The organism is Phenylobacterium sp. (assembly GCF_020253645.1).
Classification (GTDB): domain Bacteria; phylum Pseudomonadota; class Alphaproteobacteria; order Caulobacterales; family Caulobacteraceae; genus Phenylobacterium.
Map to the genome: position 1 here is coordinate 1 of NZ_JADCBG010000116.1, position 13287 is coordinate 13287.

16 protein-coding genes and 1 pseudogene are annotated in these 13287 nt (G+C 67.6%); 8 read left to right on the forward strand and 9 right to left on the reverse strand.

Going from position 1 to position 13287, the window contains the following annotated elements; all coding sequences use genetic code 11:
• Nucleotides 1-118 precede the first annotated feature (118 nt).
• The gene (locus tag INE98_RS08380; RefSeq protein ID WP_293538148.1) at nucleotides 119-442 is read right to left on the reverse strand and encodes a DUF1476 domain-containing protein; all 324 of its coding nucleotides are present in this window, start codon (nucleotides 440-442) and stop codon (nucleotides 119-121) included.
• Nucleotides 443-660: 218 nt separating this feature from the next.
• On the opposite strand from INE98_RS08380, the gene INE98_RS08385 reads away from it, so the two are divergent.
• The 3 genes from INE98_RS08385 to purQ are packed head-to-tail and all read left to right on the forward strand — an operon-like array spanning nucleotide 661 to nucleotide 2323.
• Entirely contained in the window at nucleotides 661-1419 is a 759-nt protein-coding gene (locus INE98_RS08385; RefSeq protein WP_293538150.1) for a phosphoribosylaminoimidazolesuccinocarboxamide synthase, read from the forward strand.
• Nucleotides 1419-1658 carry a phosphoribosylformylglycinamidine synthase subunit PurS gene (purS, locus tag INE98_RS08390; RefSeq protein WP_293538152.1) on the forward strand — a complete coding sequence of 80 codons (240 nt, stop codon included), beginning with the start codon at nucleotides 1419-1421 and terminating at the stop codon, nucleotides 1656-1658. Before INE98_RS08385 ends, purS begins: the two co-directional genes overlap by 1 nt.
• A 2-nt stretch (nucleotides 1659-1660) precedes the next feature.
• The gene (gene purQ / locus INE98_RS08395) at nucleotides 1661-2323 is read left to right on the forward strand and encodes a phosphoribosylformylglycinamidine synthase subunit PurQ (protein ID WP_293538154.1); all 663 of its coding nucleotides are present in this window, start codon (nucleotides 1661-1663) and stop codon (nucleotides 2321-2323) included.
• 52 nt (nucleotides 2324-2375) lie between these two features.
• Here the strand turns inward: purQ and INE98_RS08400 are convergent, their stop codons facing one another.
• Nucleotides 2376-3956 carry an amino acid permease gene (locus tag INE98_RS08400; protein ID WP_293538156.1) on the reverse strand — a complete coding sequence of 527 codons (1581 nt, stop codon included), beginning with the start codon at nucleotides 3954-3956 and terminating at the stop codon, nucleotides 2376-2378.
• Between the two features lie 88 nt (nucleotides 3957-4044).
• A complete protein-coding gene (locus tag INE98_RS08405; RefSeq protein ID WP_293538158.1) occupies nucleotides 4045-4542 on the reverse strand; it encodes a DUF4188 domain-containing protein in 498 nt (165 codons plus the stop codon).
• A 111-nt stretch (nucleotides 4543-4653) separates the two neighbouring features.
• Here INE98_RS08405 and purL point away from each other — a divergent pair, with 111 nt between their 5' ends.
• Complete coding sequence (gene purL / locus INE98_RS08410; protein WP_293538159.1) at nucleotides 4654-6849, forward strand: phosphoribosylformylglycinamidine synthase subunit PurL; 2196 nt, start codon at nucleotides 4654-4656, stop codon at nucleotides 6847-6849.
• A gap of 4 nt (nucleotides 6850-6853) precedes the next feature.
• Here purL and INE98_RS08415 read toward each other — a convergent pair whose 3' ends face one another.
• Nucleotides 6854-7345 carry a CinA family protein gene (locus tag INE98_RS08415; RefSeq protein WP_293538161.1) on the reverse strand — a complete coding sequence of 164 codons (492 nt, stop codon included), beginning with the start codon at nucleotides 7343-7345 and terminating at the stop codon, nucleotides 6854-6856.
• 98 nt (nucleotides 7346-7443) lie between these two features.
• Between INE98_RS08415 and INE98_RS08420 the strand changes: the two genes are divergently transcribed.
• The gene (locus INE98_RS08420) at nucleotides 7444-8673 is read left to right on the forward strand and encodes a serine hydrolase (protein WP_293538163.1); all 1230 of its coding nucleotides are present in this window, start codon (nucleotides 7444-7446) and stop codon (nucleotides 8671-8673) included.
• A gap of 10 nt (nucleotides 8674-8683) precedes the next feature.
• Here the strand turns inward: INE98_RS08420 and INE98_RS08425 are convergent, their stop codons facing one another.
• Nucleotides 8684-9229: a hypothetical protein gene (locus tag INE98_RS08425; protein WP_293538165.1), complete on the reverse strand. Its 546-nt coding sequence runs from the start codon at nucleotides 9227-9229 to the stop codon at nucleotides 8684-8686.
• 79 nt (nucleotides 9230-9308) lie between these two features.
• Between INE98_RS08425 and INE98_RS08430 the strand changes: the two genes are divergently transcribed.
• The 3 genes from INE98_RS08430 (at nucleotide 9309) to INE98_RS08440 (ending at nucleotide 10400) form a co-directional block, all read left to right on the forward strand.
• Entirely contained in the window at nucleotides 9309-9551 is a 243-nt protein-coding gene (locus tag INE98_RS08430) for a BolA family protein (RefSeq protein ID WP_293538167.1), read from the forward strand.
• Nucleotides 9552-9613: 62 nt separating this feature from the next.
• Nucleotides 9614-9946, forward strand: coding sequence for a Grx4 family monothiol glutaredoxin (grxD, locus tag INE98_RS08435; RefSeq protein ID WP_293538169.1), 333 nt, complete (start codon nucleotides 9614-9616; stop codon nucleotides 9944-9946).
• A 10-nt stretch (nucleotides 9947-9956) separates the two neighbouring features.
• Entirely contained in the window at nucleotides 9957-10400 is a 444-nt protein-coding gene (locus INE98_RS08440; RefSeq protein WP_293538170.1) for a thioesterase family protein, read from the forward strand.
• On the opposite strand, the gene INE98_RS08445 is transcribed toward INE98_RS08440, so the two are convergent.
• The 4 genes and pseudogenes from INE98_RS08445 to INE98_RS08460 all read right to left on the reverse strand — a co-directional run.
• Entirely contained in the window at nucleotides 10369-10740 is a 372-nt protein-coding gene (locus tag INE98_RS08445) for a hypothetical protein (protein WP_293538172.1), read from the reverse strand. The two genes, INE98_RS08440 and INE98_RS08445, sit on opposite strands and share 32 nt — an antisense overlap.
• A gap of 102 nt (nucleotides 10741-10842) precedes the next feature.
• Nucleotides 10843-11460, reverse strand: a complete 618-nt coding sequence (rpsD, locus tag INE98_RS08450; RefSeq protein ID WP_293538173.1) for a 30S ribosomal protein S4 — start codon at nucleotides 11458-11460, stop codon at nucleotides 10843-10845.
• A 165-nt stretch (nucleotides 11461-11625) separates the two neighbouring features.
• The gene (locus tag INE98_RS08455; RefSeq protein WP_293538175.1) at nucleotides 11626-12876 is read right to left on the reverse strand and encodes a DUF1254 domain-containing protein; all 1251 of its coding nucleotides are present in this window, start codon (nucleotides 12874-12876) and stop codon (nucleotides 11626-11628) included.
• 12 nt (nucleotides 12877-12888) lie between these two features.
• A pseudogene (locus tag INE98_RS08460) lies at nucleotides 12889-13287 on the reverse strand (RNA methyltransferase); the annotation flags it as partial.

Genomic DNA, 13287 nt, shown 5'->3' on the forward strand with positions numbered 1-13287 from the left:
ACTGGCCGATCTGTTTGACCTTGGCTACCACTTCAAGGCGGTCGACACCGTCTTCGCCCGGGTCTTCGGCGACTGACCGCCAGCGGGCGCCGCCGGACGGCGACCCGTCCGGAAACGCCTAGACGCCGTCGCGGATCTGCTGGCGTGCAATGGCGAGAAGTTCGCCCATCTTGTTGCGGACATCGCCCTCAGACATCGCGACGCCCGCCCCCTTGAGGTCCTCGAAGACCTTGCGAAGCACGTCGTCCTCGCCCGGCAACTCAAGATCGGACTTCACCACAGCCCGCGCATATTCAGCGACCTGATCGCCCTGAAGGCCCATCAGGCCCGAGGCCCATTCGCCCAGCATCCGGTTGCGCCGGGCGGTCGCCTTGAATTCCTGTTCCTGGTCGAGGGCGAACTTGCTCTCGAAGCCCCGCTCACGCTTTTCAAAGGTGGTCATGGTTTTCCCAAACACGCGCTACTGAAGTTGTCTATCGCCTGCATCGCCGGTCCGCAACGGAAAGCGGCGCTGTTTGCGAACCGTCCCCGGTTCGGCTAGTTTACAAGCGCCTCGACGGGGGATCTTCGTCGAGTCGTCCGAGTGAGCGCGGGCTGTCGCACCCGCGCCTTTTTGTCTCCGGACGACGTCCGAGACCCCGAGGCCTGGAGAAGGCGCCTATGAGCACCCGCCGCAAAAAGATTTACGAAGGGCGCGGCAAGATCCTCTACGAGGGTCCGGAGCCCGGCACGCTGATCCAGTACTTCAAGGACGACGCCAGCGCCTACAACAACGCCAAGCGGGCCGTGCTGGAGGGCAAGGGCGTCCTGAACAACCGGATCAGCGAGTATTTCATGACCCGGCTGAACACCATCGGGGTCCACAACCACTTCATAAGGCGGCTGAACCTGAGGGAGCAGCTGATCCGGGAGCTTGAGATCATCCCCCTGAGGGTGGTCGTGCGCAACGCCGCGGCGGGTTCGCTCGCCCAGCGCTTCGGACTGCCGGAAGGCCAGCCCCTGCCGCGTTCGATCATCGAGTTCCACCTGAAGGATGAGAAACTCGGAAGCCCGATGGTCACCGAGGAACACATCACGGCGTTCAACTGGGCCTCGACCCAGGAGATCGACGACATGATGGCTCTTTCACTGCGGGTGAACGACTTCCTGAACGGCGCCTTTGGAGCGGTGGGCATTTCGCTGATCGACTTCCGGGTGGAGTTTGGCCGGCTCTGGGAGAACGACTTCTCCCGGATCGTGCTGGCGGACGAGATCAGCCCGGACAATTGCCGTCTGTGGGACTCCCAGACCCGCGAAAAGCTGGACCTGGACCGTTTCCGGCGGGATCTGGGCGACGCGATCGAGGGCTATGCGGAGATCGCGCGCCGACTTGGGATCATGAAGGAAATGCCGACAGTCATCCAGGGAGGGCTGCACTAGTGCGCGTCAGGGTACATGTGTTCCTGAAATCGGGCGTTCTCGACGTCCAGGGCAAGGCGGTCGAGAATGCCCTGCACGGGCTGGGCTGGAGCGGCGTGTCTGACGTCAGGGTCGGAAAGACCATCGACTTCGACCTGGCGGGGGTCGAGGCGAGTGCGGCGGAGGCGGAGGTGAAACGCATGTGCGAGACCCTTCTGGCCAACACCGTGATCGAAGGCTACCGGATCGAGTTGTCCTGACCATGAAGGCCGCCGTCGTCGTCTTCCCGGGCTCCAACTGCGACCGGGACTGCAAGGTCGCCGTTGAGCGCTCCACCGGAGCCTCGGTGAGCATGGTCTGGCATGCGGAAACCGCCCTGCCGGCCGGCCTTGACCTCATTGTGCTTCCCGGGGGGTTCTCCTACGGCGACTATCTGAGATGTGGCGCCATGGCCGCCCTGTCCCCGGTGATGACTGAGGTCCGCCGGGCCGCTGAGCGCGGTGTCGCCGTGGTCGGCATCTGCAATGGCTTCCAGGTCCTCTGCGAGAGCGGCCTGCTGCCCGGGGCCCTCCTTCGCAACATGGCCTTGAAGTATGTCTGCAAGCCCGTCGAGCTGGTCATTGTCCAGCCCGAGACACGGTTCACCCGCGCGTTCGGTTCGCGCCGGCGGGCCGTCATGACCGTGGGCAATGGAGAGGGCGCCTATTTCGCAGACGCCGAGACCCTCTCCCGCATCGAAGGCGAGGGTCAGGTGGTCTTTCGCTACGCCGAAAACCCGAATGGCTCGCTGAATGACATCGCCGGACTCATCAACGCCGGCGGCAATGTCCTCGGCCTGATGCCGCATCCCGACCGGGCCTTCGAGCCGGAACTGGGATCCGCCGACGGGGCCCTGCTCTTCCAGAGTCTTCTCGAGACCGCCTGACCCCCTTCGGTCAGACCGGGGGTCCCGCCGCAGGGACCCCCTCGACCGGACGTCAGTCGTCCTTGTGCGGCAGCTCCATGGGCTGGGCTTCATGGCCGGTGACCAGGATGCCCTTGCCCAGCTTCGAGCTGCGCATGCTGTAGACGAAATAGACCACCATCCCGATCGCCAGATAACCCAGGAAGAAGGTCCGGGTATGGTCGCTCCGCGTCAGCAGGGACAGCAGCAGCAGGCCGCACATCAGCACACCGAGGATCGGCACCACCGGGTAGAGCGGAACCCGGAAGGGTCTTTTCAGATCGGGCGAGGTGAATCGAAGGTAGATCACTGTCGCACAGACAACGCCGAACGCGGTGAGCGCGCCGACATTGGAAAGGTCCGCCAGCGCGTCGAGCGACATGAATCCGGCGGCGAAGCAGGCGAGGAGGCCGACCAGAAGGGTGTTCACCCAGGGAGTCTGGAACTTCGGGTGCACCTTCGAGAGGACGCCCGGCAGGAGGCCGTCGCGGCTCATGGTGTAGAAGATCCGGGTCTGGCCATAAAGCAGCACCAGCATCACGGAGGACAGGCCCGCCAGCGCCCCGATCTTCACCAGGAGAGCGAACCAGCCGAGGCCGATCTCGTTCACCGCCAGGGCGATGGGCGCAGGATTGTCCAGCGACTGGTAGGGTACGATCCCCACCAGAACCGCAGAGGTCAGGATGTAGAGGACGGTGCAGATGGCGAGGGAGGCCAGGATTCCGATCGGCATGTCCCGGGCCGGATTGCGGCTTTCCGCGCCGGCGGTGGAAACCGCCTCGAAGCCCAGATAGGCGAAGAAGATGACCGCGGCGGCGTGGATGACCCCGCTGACCCCGAAACGCGACTCCTCGCCGGTGACGATCCCGACAAGGGCGCTCCAGATCTGGCTGAAGACGTCCGTGGCGGTCCCCGGGGGCGGGGGCGGATCCTGCGGCGGGATGAGAGGAGTCCAGAGATCCGGGTTCACATAGAAGGCGCCGATCCCGATGAAGGCGACCACGACCCCGACCTTGATGAAGACGATGACGTTGTTGACGGTGGTGGACTCGGTCACTCCGCGAACGAGAAGTGCGGTCACCGCCAGCAGGGCAACCATGGCCGGCAGGTTCATCATGCCCGTGGCGATGACGTTGCCCGCCGCGTCCTTGACGGCGACGCCGGGCGCCGCCGTCAGTTCAGGGGGAATGATGATGTTGAAGTCCTTCAGGAGACTGACGAGGTAGCCGGACCAGCCGACGGCCACCGTCGATCCGGCCAGACCGTATTCGAGGATGAGCAGCAGCCCCATGACCCAGGCGACCACCTCGCCCATCGATGCGTAGGAATAGGAGTAGGCCGAGCCGGAGACCGGCAGGACCGAGGCCAGCTCGGCGTAGCAAAGGGCCACGAAGGCGCAGAGCGTGCCGGTGATGATAAACGAGATCATGATGCCGGGACCGGCGAAATCCGCCGCGGCGCGTCCGGTGAGGACAAAGATGCCCGTGCCAATGATACAGCCTATGCCCAGCAGGGTGAGATTCAGCGCCCCGAGTGTTCGCTTGAGTTCGCCGTGCTCGTGCTCGGACTGGATCTGGGCGACAGACTTACGCCTGAAAATCCCGCCGTTGGCCATCTGCGTCTCCTCGCTCGCCCCCCAACATGCGGGACTCGAAGGAATGACGCTAGCCAGCATTGCGGGTTCGGGCAATGGCGCAGAGAGGTCAGACGCCTTCCGGGCGCCCCGCTGTCGCCTGGACGCGCTGACGCGCCTCCTGGCGGGCGCCGGTGGCGTCCCGCAGGCGCCCGGCGTCACCCATGCCGAAGGCCGGCATGTTGTTGTAGACATTCTCGTATCCGCCGCCGCGTATCAGGTAGGTCTCATGCCAGATGCCGACGTCGCCGTTGGATCCCACGGCCTTGTTGAAGGCGTGCCAGGCGGGAAGGTGCTGAAGCTCCCGCGACCGGGCGTAGGTCTCCAGGTGGTCGAAGCTGCGCCAGTACTGGACCAGGAAGATGTTGGGGAAGCCGAACTGGGTCCGGGTCGAAAGCAAGCCCAGTTCCGGACGCCTCTTGAGCTCGATGAGCATCCTCACCATCGCCAGGAAGGCCGGAACCCATTTCCAGACCTTCCAGGGCTTGTTCAGCCTCATGCCGATCAGGAAGAGGACGAAATCGCCCTCGATTTCAGCGCAGACGCGCCTGTCGATGATGGCCGGCATCGTATCCTCCCCCTGCTTCTCCAATTTAATGTACACCGTAAATTGACACAGTCAACCACCCCCTGCGCGGCGGGTATCGCCCTCGCCGCCGAGTCCGGATAGAAGCGGGCCATGACCTCCGCGACCCAGTCCATGGCCCAGACGGCCGCCGAATTCGGGCTGAAGCCCGACGAGTATGACCTGATCCTGAAGCGCCTCGGGCGCGAACCGAACCTGGTGGAGCTCGGGGTGTTCTCGGTCATGTGGTCCGAGCACTGCTCCTACAAGTCGAGCCGCCGCCATTTGTCGAAGTTCCCGACCACGGGTCCCAGGGTCATCTGTGGCCCCGGCGAGAACGCCGGCGTGGTGGACATCGGCGATGGCCAGGCCTGCATCTTCAAGATGGAGAGCCACAACCACCCCTCCTTCATCGAGCCCTATCAGGGAGCGGCGACGGGCGTGGGCGGGATCATGCGGGACGTGTTCACCATGGGTGCGCGGCCGATCGCCCTCCTGAACGCCCTCCGGTTCGGCGACCCTTCGCATCCACGCACACGCCGGCTCCTGTCCGGCGTGGTGTCCGGCATCGGCGGCTACGGGAACTGCGTGGGCGTGCCCACCATCGCCGGGGAAACCAACTTCCACCGGGGTTATGACGGCAACATCCTGGTCAACGCCATGTGCGTGGGCCTCGCCGACGCCGACGCCATCTTCTACTCGGCGGCCCCGGCCCCCGGCCTTCCCGTGGTCTACTTCGGGTCCAAGACCGGGCGTGACGGCATTCACGGGGCGACCATGGCCTCGGCCGAGTTCGATGACGCCTCCGAGGAGAAGCGCCCCACCGTGCAGGTGGGCGACCCCTTCGCCGAGAAGCTGCTGATCGAGGCGACACTTGAGTTGATGGCGTCCGGCGCCGTAGCCGCCATCCAGGACATGGGGGCGGCGGGCCTGACCTCGTCCTCGGTGGAAATGGCCGGCAAGGGCGGCGTCGGCATCGAGCTGGACCTGGATGAGGTGCCCCAGCGCGAGACGGGGATGAGCGCCTACGAGATGATGCTCTCCGAGAGCCAGGAGCGCATGCTGGCCATCCTCAAGCCGGGCCGTGAGGCCGACGGCCGCCGCATCTTCGAGAAGTGGGGCCTGGACGCCGCGGTGATCGGCCGGACCACCGACACCGGCCGCATCGTCCTGCGCCACGGGGGCGAGGTGGTCTGCGACCTGCCCCTCTCGCCCTTGTCCGACGACGCGCCCCTCTACGACCGGCCCTGGAGTCAGCCGGTCCTCCAGCCGCGGTTGGATCCCGCGACCCTCCCCGCCCCGGCGGACTTCGCGGCCGCCGTACTGGATCTCATGTCCGCCCCGGACATGGCCTCCAAGCGCTGGCTCTGGGAGCAGTACGACCGCCACGTCATGGCCGACACCCTGGAGGACAGCGCCACCGGCGCCGACGCCGGGGTCGTGCGCGTCCACGGAACCCGCAAGGCCATCGCCGCCACTTCCGACTGCACGCCGCGCTACGTCCTTGCCGATCCCTATGAGGGCGGCAAACAGGCCGTGGCCGAAGCCTGGCGAAACCTGACCGCCGTGGGCGCCGACCCGATCGCCATCACCGACAACCTGAACTTCGGAAATCCCGAGCGACCCGAGATCATGGGACAGATCGTCCGCGCCATCGAGGGCATGGCCGAGGCCTGCCGGATCCTGGACTTCCCGGTGGTGAGCGGCAATGTCAGCCTCTACAACGAGACCAGCGGCGCGGCGATCCCTCCGACCCCGACGGTGGGCGGCGTGGGCCTGATCCCGGACTATGGGCGCAGGGCGGACTTCGCCGGGATGACCGACGGCATGACACTGGTCCTCGTGGGCGAGACCCGGGGTGAGCTCGGCGCCTCGATGTACCTGCGGGAGATCCTCGGCCGGGAGGACGGAGCCCCGCCGCCGGTGGATCTTGCTGCGGAACGCCGCAACGGCGACTTCGTCAGGTCCCTCATCCGCACGGGGCAGGTCCAGGTCGTCCATGATCTTTCGGATGGCGGCCTCCTGGCCGCCGCCGCCGAGATGGCCCTCGCCTCGAATGTGGGCGCGACCCTCCAGGCGAATCCCGCCCTGACCGCCCAGGCCTGGCTGTTCGGCGAGGACCAGGCCCGATATCTGCTGGGCTGCGCGGACGCAGACCCCGTGCTGGCCGCGGCCTCGGCCGCAGGGGTTCCGGCCCGTGTCGTGGGCGCAGCGGGGGGCTCGGACCTGGCCTGCGAGGGGGTCTTCCGTCTTTCCCTCGACGCCCTGCGCACCCGGCATGAGGGCTGGCTGCCCGGCTACATGGGCTGAGGGCTCAGTCCGCCGCCGCAAGCCCCCGGTCGAGCAGGTCCAGGGCCGCCGCGGCGAAGGCCTCCATGTTGGCCCGGCGGTCGCTGCCGCCCGTCTCCAGGGTGATCACGGTCTCGACGGGCCCCGAGATGGCGACGCAGGTATGACCGGCGGCATCGCCGTAGCCGTTTCCGGTCGGCCCCGCCGCGCCGGTCTCGGACACCCCCCAGCTGGCGCCGAACTGCTCGCGGATCGAGCGCGCCAGCAGGAGGGCGTAGGGTTCGCTGGAGGAGCGCATCCCCGCTGTCGCCTCACGCGGGATGTCCAGCAGAGCAAAGCGGGCCTTGGCGGTGTAGATGACCCCGCCTCCGAGGTAGTAGGCCGAGGCGCCCGCCACCCCCAGCAAGGCGGCGGAGATCAGCCCGCCGGACGAACTTTCGGCGACCGCGACGGTTTCTCCCCGCTCGCGGAGGCGGGCGGCGATGGACTCGGCGAGGGTGTCGAGGGGCTCGGTCATGATGCGGTTCCTTCGGTTCGGGGGCTGGCCACGCCCGGCCTGTCGGAGGCATGATGCCCCGGAACGCCCGCAAGAAGAACATGTGGAGGAACACATCCATGACAGCGACCCACGCAACCGGCTTCGATCTTTCGCGCCTGGAGCGCATCGGCGAACATCTGGAGCGCAACTACATCGGTCCGCAGAAGATCGCCGGCTGCCAGATCGCGGTGGCCCGCCATGGCGTTCCCGCCTACTCCGGGTCCTTCGGCAGCATGGACCTCGAACGCGCCAAGCCCATGCGCGACGACGCCATCTTCCGCATCTACTCCATGACGAAGCCGATTACGTCGGTCGCCCTGATGATGCTGTACGAGCGGGGCTACTTTCAGCTGAACGATCCGGTCAGCCGCTATGTCCCCTCCTGGCGGAACCACCGGGTCTGGGTGTCCGGCGAGGGCGAGGACATGGTCACCGAGCGTCCCCGGCGACCGGCCTCCTTCCGGGACGTCCTGTCTCACGCCGCAGGCCTGACCTACGGGGGCGGCCTTCCCGGGGTCGGAATCCAGCATCCCATCGACAAGATCTACCGCTCGCTGAAGGTCCGATCGTCCGACACCACCGATACCATGGCGGAGTTCATGGACAAGCTGGCGCAGGTGCCGCTCCGGTACCATCCCGGCGAGCGCTGGATGTACTCCCTGGCCACCGACGTCTGCGGCGCCCTCGTGGAAATCATCTCCGGCCGGCCCTTCGCAGACTTTCTCCGCGAGGAGATCTTCGAGCCCCTGGGCATGGTGGACACCGCCTTTCATGTGGCCCCGGAGAAGATCGATCGCTTCTGCGCCAACTATCAGCGGGGCGCGGACAAGACGCTCAAGCTGATCGACGATCCGGCGAACAGCCATTACGCCCGCGAGCCGGCCTTCAAGTCGGGCGGCGGGGGCCTGACGGGGACCACCGCCGACTACATGCGGTTCTGCGAGATGCTGCGGCGGGGCGGCGAGCTGGACGGCGTGCGGATCCTTGGGCCTCGAACACTCGAGATGATGCACATGAACCACCTGGCGGGCGGCAAGGACCTCACCCAGCTGGCGATCGGAACCTTCTCCGAAACAGCCAATGAGGGCGTGGGCTTCGGGCTGGGCTTTGCATCCACCCAGGGGGTGGTCGAGACCGGCTCGCTCGGCGTGGGCGACTATTACTGGGGTGGCGCGGCCTCCACCATCTTCTGGGTCGACCCGAAGGAGGACATGACCATGGTCTTCATGACCCAGCTCATGCCCTCGGGCACCTTCAACTTCCGCGGTCAGCTGAAGAACCTGATCTACTCTGCCATCGTCGCCTAGACGCTGGGGGTCAGCGCGACCGGCGGGCCCAGACGGCGGTGCGCCCTGCATCCGTCTCCGCCCCGGAGAAGGCCGAAGCCTCGGCGCGCCGGGCGGCGGCGACCACCGCGGACAGGGACCGGACCCTGCAGCCCGCCGCCGGGCACGGGGCGGGCCAGATGCGCGCCCGGATGATGAAGCCGTCGGCGTCCACCGCCATGGGCCTGAAGCCGAAGTGGCTCCAGGCCCGGGCGCCGGCGAGGCCTGTCTCGACCTGGAGGATACCAGGGTCCCCTGGCGCATACCGGTACCTTCGCGCCTCGCCGGGCGAATCCGGCCCCGGGTGCGAGAGGGCGGTCTCGCCGATCTGCAGGGGGGCGGCGCAGCCGGGCCATCTCGACAGCGAGTTTCGCAGGTTGAACCGGCAGTCAGGCGCGGCCAGGGTCCAAAGACCCGGCTTCAGGGGCGGGTGATCCACGCGCGCGGGCGTCGCCAGGGGCTCGGACGAAACCGCCTGACCGTCCGGCGCTGCAAAGAGAGACGTTGCTGCGACCATGGCCAGCAGGATCATTTGCATCAGCCTCCTTGACTGGGAATCACCGATCCGGTCCCTACATGCCAGCATGAGGGGGCCAGACGTCCCAGGAGATTCACGGATGCCCATGACACAGCACGCCCTCGAGTCGGAACTCCGGGCCGCCTTTCCCGATGCCGACATCCGCATCGAGGACCTTGCGGGCGACGGCGACCACTATCGTGCGCGGATTGTCTCGGAGACCTTCGCTGGACTGCCCCGGGTCCGCCGGCACCAGCTGGTCTACGCGGCCCTCAAGGGCAAGGTGGGCGGGGAGCTCCACGCCCTGGCCCTGGAAACCCTGACGCCGGACCAGGCGGGATGACGCCCCGCCTTGACCTGGCGCGGATCGGCGCCTAGCTGGAGTCCAGTCTCGGGAGTTCTCAGATGTCCACCGACAATCCGGTTCATGACTTCATCGGCAAGACCATTGCAGAGAACCAGGTCGTGCTCTTCATGAAGGGCGTACCTGACCGGCCCCAGTGCGGTTTCTCCGCGCTTGTGGTGCAGGTTCTCGACCACATGGGCGTGGACTATGTCGGCGTGGACGTCCTCCAGGACCAGGACCTGCGCGAGGGCATCAAGTCCTTCTCCGACTGGCCGACCATTCCCCAGCTCTATGTAAAGGGGGAGTTCATCGGCGGGGCGGACATCGTCAAGGAGATGTTCCAGTCGGGTGAGCTCAAGACCCACATGGCCGAGCAGGGCCTGCTGGCCTGACCGGCGCCCCGTGAGCCGCCTGTTCGAACCGCCCGAGGGCCAGCAGGTTTTCCAGCGGAGCTTCACGCCCACTCCGGCAGAGATCGACGCCAACGGCCACGTCAACAACGTGGTCTATCTCTCCTGGGCGCAGGAGCTCGCGACCTCCCACTGGGAAGCCCGCCAGCCGCCGGAAGACCAGGCCCGCTGGGCCTGGATCTGCCTGCGGCATGAGGTCGATTATCGCCGCGCCCTCATGCCCGGCGAGACCGCCCGGGGGCGCACCTGGGTGGCGCGGGAAGCCGAGGGGCCGCGCTTTGACCGCTTTGTCCGGATAGATGGCCCCGATGGGGCCATGTGCGCCCAGGTCCGGACAACCTGGTGCCTGATCGAGCGCGAGGGCGGGCGCCCCCGTCGCGTGCCGGTCGAGATGGTTGCGCGCTTCATCGACCCGGTCCGGTCCAGAGAGGATTGAGCAGGAAGACGGGCTCGCCGGGCGTCAGGCCCAGCTCGTCCCGGCTGAATGCGACCTCGACCCACCCTGGCGGGCCGCCCCTGCAGGTCTGCAGCCGGCGACGGGCGAAAGCGACGGTCGCGATCCCGCGCCGCCGCTCCACATGGAAGACGATGTCGGGACGGCCCTCACACCCCCGGCTGGCGATTTCCACGGACAGCCCCTCAGGGTCGATCCGCGCAAGCCGCACAGGCTCCAGCTCCGGAAACGGCCCGGCGGCGGGAAAGGGCGCGGTCCGCGGAAGGCTCGCACAGCCGGCGAGACCCAAGGTTCCGCAGAGGAGGAGACGACGGGACAGCACCGCGCCATTCGGCGATGATCCGGGCGCTTCTGCAAGGCGCAGCCGACGAAAAAGGCCCCGGATCGCTCCAGGGCCCCTGTTCGTCTGAGGTCGGCGTCCGGATCAGGACGCGTAGAACTCGACCACGAGGTTGGGTTCCATCTTCACCGGATAGGGCACCTCGGAGAGCTCCGGAGTGCGGACGAAGCGGGCCGACATGGCCTTGGCGTCCACCTCGATATAGTCCGGCGTATCGCGCTCGGCCGACTGGAGGGCTTCAAGCACCAGGGCCATGTTGCGCGAGCGCTCACGGACCTGGACCACGTCGCCGACCTTCACGCGGTAGGAGGCGATGTTCACCCGCTTGCCGTTCACCATCACGTGGCCGTGGTTCACGAACTGGCGGGCGGCGAAGACGGTGGGCACGAACTTGGCGCGGTAGACCACCGCATCCAGCCGGGCTTCCAGCAGGCCGATCAGGGTTTCGGCGGTGTTGCCCTTCCGGCGGGCGGCCTCGGCGTAGGTGCGCGAGAACTGCTTTTCGGTCAGGTTGCCGTAATAGCCCTTCAGCTTCTGCTTGGCCCGCAGCTGCAGGCCGAAGTCCGAGGTCTTCTGCTTGCGGCGCTGGCCGTGCTGGCCGGGTCCGTAGGCGCGCTGGTTGATGGGGGACTTGGGGCGACCCCAGATGTTCTCGCCCATCCGCCGGTCGATCTTGTACTTCGCCGAGTGGCGCTTCGACATGTGTCGTCTCTCTTCAAGTGACGCAGGCCGGCGGCGCCCCATGGGGACCGCGATTGCAACGGCGGCTCTGCATCTGCCCGTCATGCCGGCGCCGGACGCAAAGGTCCCACGCGCGGAAGGCGCGGTCCATACCCCAGCGGGGGGCGAAATGCAACGCCGGCGCGGTCAGGCCGGCGTCACGGGGGGAAGACGCCAGCGGCCGTCGAGGAGCTCCGGCCTGGGCAGATAGGCGCGCATGAAGAGGGCGAAGGGGCCCTGAGGCGCAGGCAGCCAGTTCGACTCCCGCTCCGTCCCCGGCGAGGCGGCCCCGATCCAGATGTCGAGGGAGCCGTCCGGGTTGTAGGCCAGGCCCGGGGTCCGGTCGCCGATGGCGAAGCGGTTCAGGTCGTTCCGGGTGAAGAAGAACTGCCCGTCTTCCGTCGCCTCGTAGAGGCTCAGTGACCAGAAGCTGTCGACGGGGATCTGGCGGTCCGCCGGGATGTGCAGGCGCCAGGCCCGAGCGCCGTCGAAAAGGGCCCGGGGCAGCTCGCCCTCGGCCCTCATGTACATGGCCTCCTCCGGCGGAAGTGCGGCCAGGCCGCCCACCGCGACGGCGGCGCGCAGGGCGTAGTTCTGGCCGAAGTTCCCGAGGCGGGCGTCCGGATAGGACCAGCCGTCGATGAAGCTGGAGCCGGTCAGTCCGCCAGCGCCCCTGCCGAACCGGCGACCCTGCTCCAGCCCCTCGGCGATGGCCTCGGCTTCGGCCGTCGTGAACCGTTCGGGATCGAAGGCCTCCAGCCCCAGCGGGGCCATCCGGCGCAGCATCTGCCCGTCCGTCGCCGGCGGTGGGTTCTGCCGCATAAGCTCCGCGGCGGAGGCCAGGTAGGCCTTCCAGTCCGCCCCACGGGAGGCGAAGGCACCGGGGTCCGGGACGGCGGGGCCCTGCATGGAGAGGCCGGTCTGCACCGCCTTGGCCGCCGGGGCGTCTTCCGGGCCCGTCACCAGGATCCGCGCCAGGACCCAGACGTGCCGGCTGGGTGAGCGCAGCACCCTTGGTCCCGGCTCGGCGGCGTCGCCCGGGCCCACCAGGGTATAGGTCCCGCCATCCCCTCCCGTAGTGCGCGTACCCAGGAGGGCGAAGGTGTTGCTGTAGGCGTCCATGAACTGGACGGACAGGTACCGGTCGCCAGAGGGCGGCAGGGTCAGGGTCACCGGACCCGCCGACAGGTCGACCTGGGCGGTGGAGTAGAAGGTGTCGTTGTTCGGCGTCGTCACCTTCCGGGCCGTGTGGTCGGCCAGGTTGCGCATGTGCCCGAAGCTGTTCATCGGCGAGCCGACGGCCAGGCCCCGGCTGCGGGTGGTGGCGATCTCGATGAGCGGCAGGGTGAAGACATAGGCCGCCCGGGCGGCGTCGCGGAGGGCTTCAAGGTCGGACATGGACGGCTCCTGTCAGGTGGACTTGCGCTCGGCGTCGGCCTTCTGGCGCGCGATCTTTTCAAGGACCCGGCCACGGCCGCGGGACAGGGCGGTGATGACCCCCCGGAAGGTTCGGACCTCCTGCTCGCTGAACCGGGCGCGGCCAAGGGCGGCGCGCAGGTTCTGGACCATCGAGGGCTTCTTCTCGGGGGGATGGAAGAAGCCGGCGTTCTCCAGCTCGGTCTCCAGGTGTCCGTAGAGCCCGATCAGGCTGGCGGCGTCGGCGGGCTCCGGACCCGGGCGGAAGGCGGCGGGCGCGCGGGCGTCAAGGCCCATCCGCCATTCGTAGGCCAGGATGATGACCGCCTGGGAAAGGTTCAGCGAGCGGAAACGCGGGTCCACCGGCAGGGTCACGACCGTCTGGCAAAGGGC

Coding starts and splice junctions, on each gene's coding strand:
- INE98_RS08380 (WP_293538148.1), bottom strand. CDS start 442: ATGACCACCTTTGAAAAGCGTGAGCGGGGCTTCGAGAGCAAGTTCGCC.
- INE98_RS08385 (WP_293538150.1), top strand. CDS start 661: ATGAGCACCCGCCGCAAAAAGATTTACGAAGGGCGCGGCAAGATCCTC.
- purQ (WP_293538154.1), top strand. CDS start 1,661: ATGAAGGCCGCCGTCGTCGTCTTCCCGGGCTCCAACTGCGACCGGGAC.
- INE98_RS08400 (WP_293538156.1), bottom strand. CDS start 3,956: ATGGCCAACGGCGGGATTTTCAGGCGTAAGTCTGTCGCCCAGATCCAG.
- INE98_RS08405 (WP_293538158.1), bottom strand. CDS start 4,542: ATGCCGGCCATCATCGACAGGCGCGTCTGCGCTGAAATCGAGGGCGAT.
- purL (WP_293538159.1), top strand. CDS start 4,654: ATGACCTCCGCGACCCAGTCCATGGCCCAGACGGCCGCCGAATTCGGG.
- INE98_RS08415 (WP_293538161.1), bottom strand. CDS start 7,345: ATGACCGAGCCCCTCGACACCCTCGCCGAGTCCATCGCCGCCCGCCTC.
- INE98_RS08420 (WP_293538163.1), top strand. CDS start 7,444: ATGACAGCGACCCACGCAACCGGCTTCGATCTTTCGCGCCTGGAGCGC.
- INE98_RS08425 (WP_293538165.1), bottom strand. CDS start 9,229: ATGCAAATGATCCTGCTGGCCATGGTCGCAGCAACGTCTCTCTTTGCA.
- INE98_RS08430 (WP_293538167.1), top strand. CDS start 9,309: ATGCCCATGACACAGCACGCCCTCGAGTCGGAACTCCGGGCCGCCTTT.
- grxD (WP_293538169.1), top strand. CDS start 9,614: ATGTCCACCGACAATCCGGTTCATGACTTCATCGGCAAGACCATTGCA.
- rpsD (WP_293538173.1), bottom strand. CDS start 11,460: ATGTCGAAGCGCCACTCGGCGAAGTACAAGATCGACCGGCGGATGGGC.
- INE98_RS08455 (WP_293538175.1), bottom strand. CDS start 12,876: ATGTCCGACCTTGAAGCCCTCCGCGACGCCGCCCGGGCGGCCTATGTC.